The organism is Actinomadura sp. BRA 177, assembly GCF_013372625.1.
Classification (GTDB): Bacteria; Actinomycetota; Actinomycetes; order Streptosporangiales; family Streptosporangiaceae; genus Spirillospora.
The window spans coordinates 1-2481 of sequence record NZ_JABXFD010000080.1 but is presented as its reverse complement, the minus strand read 5'-3'; the positions used below and the strand labels follow the sequence as shown (position 1 = coordinate 2481).

General features: G+C 73.1%; 2 protein-coding genes. Both read left to right on the top strand.

Translation table 11 applies throughout. The features are described 5' to 3' along the window. Nucleotides 1–151: 151 nt before the first annotated feature. Nucleotides 152–1000, top strand: a complete 849-nt coding sequence (locus HUX53_RS01665) for an oligosaccharide flippase family protein (protein ID WP_309236995.1) — start codon at nt 152–154, stop codon at nt 998–1000. After that, nucleotides 984–2303, top strand: coding sequence for a ParB N-terminal domain-containing protein (locus tag HUX53_RS01660; RefSeq protein ID WP_176401396.1), 1320 nt, complete (start codon nt 984–986; stop codon nt 2301–2303). The genes HUX53_RS01665 and HUX53_RS01660 overlap by 17 nt, the downstream gene beginning before the upstream one ends. Nucleotides 2304–2481: the final 178 nt, after the last annotated feature.

Sequence of the window (2481 nt, the reverse complement as noted above, 5' to 3'; positions counted from 1 at the left end):
TGCCGGTGACGACCTCGCCCGTCCCCCGGTATCCGTCGCCGAACGGGCCGACGTACACCGGCGCGCCGACCGCGATCGACAGGTGCACCGGCCAGGCGAGCGCGAGGTTCCAGGACGCGCACACGGCGAAGATCCCCAGCGCGCCGACATCGTGCTCGTCGCGGCGCTCAGCTCGCCCCGCGAGGCCGCCGTCTACACCGCCGCCACCCGGTTCATCGTGATCAGCCAGCTCGCCACCCAGGCGGTGCAGAACGTCATGCAGCCCGCGGTGAGCCGGCTGATGGCGCTCGCCGACCGGACCGGCGCGCAGCGGATCTTCGCCGTGTGCGCGTCCTGGAACCTCGCGCTCGCCTGGCCGGTGCACCTGTCGATCGCGGTCGGCGCGCCGGTGTACGTCGGCTCGTTCGGCGACGGATACCGGGGGACGGGCGAGGTCGTCACCGTCATCCTCGCGATGGCGATGCTGGTGGCGACCGCGACCGGCGCCCGCGACGTGATGCTGCTGATGGCGGGCCGCAGCGGGCTCAGCCTGGTCAACCAGAGCACCGCGCTCGGCGTGAACCTGGTGCTGAACGTGCTGCTGATCCCGCCGTTCGGGATCGCGGGCGCGGCGATGGCGCGGGCGTGCGCGCTGCTCATCCGGACGCTGCTCGCCCTCGTCCAGGTCCGGCGGATCCTCGGGATGTCCCCGGCGAGCGCCGGGCTGTTCTGGGCGGGCGGGTCGGCGCTGCTGAGCTTCGCCGCGATCCCGCTGGCCGTCCGCTTCGCCGCCGGGTCCAGCCCGGCCGCGCTCGCCGCCGGGCTGGTCCCCGGCGCGATCCTGTACGTTGCCCTACTCTGGGTCGGCCGCGAGCGGCTGTCCCTCACCGCCTTCGCCTCCCTGCTGCCGGGGCGGCGGGGACGCGCCACCACCGCACCGCCGGCCGCCGAATCACCGGCCCCCGAATCGCCGACCACGGAAACGACACCTGCCAGGAGCGCCCATGCCCACGGGAATTGACCAAGTACGCCGCAAGTCCCGCGCGGTGCTGCGCAAGAGCGGCCTCGCGCCGAGCGGCCCGGTGTACGGGCGGCTGGTCGACGCCGGGCGCTCCCTGCCGATCCCGGCCGCGGCCCGCGTCGCGGTGTCCACCGCCGTGCTGCGCCGCCCGTGGAAGGTGCCGGTCCGGTTCGACCAGCTCCTCGTCGGCGCGCAGGGCGGCTGGACGGCCCGCGAGTTCGCCGACCGCACCGGCGACCTGCTGTGGCCGTCCACCCCGTTCCTGGACGGCCCGCACGTCGCGCTGCTGCGCCTCGCCGACGAGCGGCCCGACCTGTCCGACGACGACATCCTGGAGAGCGCCTACGGGCGGCTCGGGCTGCGCTGCATCGAGGCGGGCGGCAACTACTTCGGCGGCACCGACCCGGCCGGCGTCCTCGCGGCGGCGCGCGCGTTCATCGCCCGCTACCGCGGCGAGGAGGTGCCCGGCGGGACGCCCCGCCCGCAGCAGAGCGGCCCGCAGGACCCGGTCCTCGTCGCGCCGGTGCGCGGCTCCGAGCAGTACCAGATCCTCGACGGCCACCACCGCCTCGCGATCGCCGCGATGGGCGGCGCCGACGGCGCCAACGTCGTCGCCAAGTGGCTGCCCGTCACCACCCCCCTGCAGGACCTGCTGCTCAAGATGAGCTGGCTCGACGGCACCCATGAGCTGTACCAGCCGATCGACGCGCCCGAGCTGCGGGGCGGCTGGACGACCGTCCGGCAGTGCACCGACCGGCTCGCCAAGATGGACGCGTTCCTCGGCGAGCGCGGCATCGCCGGGGGCCGCTACCTGGACGTCGCCAGCTGCTACGGCTGGTTCGTGTCCCAGATGACGGAGCGGGGCTTCGACGCCGAGGGCATCGAGCGCGACCCGCTCGCCGTCCCGCTCGGCCAGGCGATCTACGGCCTCCCGGACGGCGTCATCGCCACCGGCGACTGCGTGGAGTTCCTCGGCGGCCACGACGCCGGCCGCTGGGACGTGGTGTCGTGCTTCAGCCTGCTGCACCACTTCGTCCTCGGCCGCGGCTCCGTCAGCGCCGAGGAGCTGATCAAGCTCCTCGACCGCGCCACCGGCCGGGTGCTGTTCTTCGACACCGGCCAGGACAACGAGGCCTGGTTCGCCGAGTCGCTGCGCGGCTGGGACCCGGCCCGCGTCGAGCGGTTCCTGCGCGAGAACACGAGCTTCGACGAGATCATCGACCTCGGCCCCGACGAGGACGCCCGCCCGCCCTACGAGGACAACTACGCCAGGCACCTGTCCGCCTGCGTCCGCACGGCATGACCGCCGCGCGGACGCAGGCGAACAGGTGCCTGGCGTAGTTGATCCCGTACGGCGGGCGGGCGTCATGTCTCTCATACACATCTCCTAGCCCACGAGACAGACTCCCAACTCCTATGCCATCTCCTTCTGGAAAAAAAAAAACAAGATATAGCTTGTGGGGGGGGGCTTTACGACCACA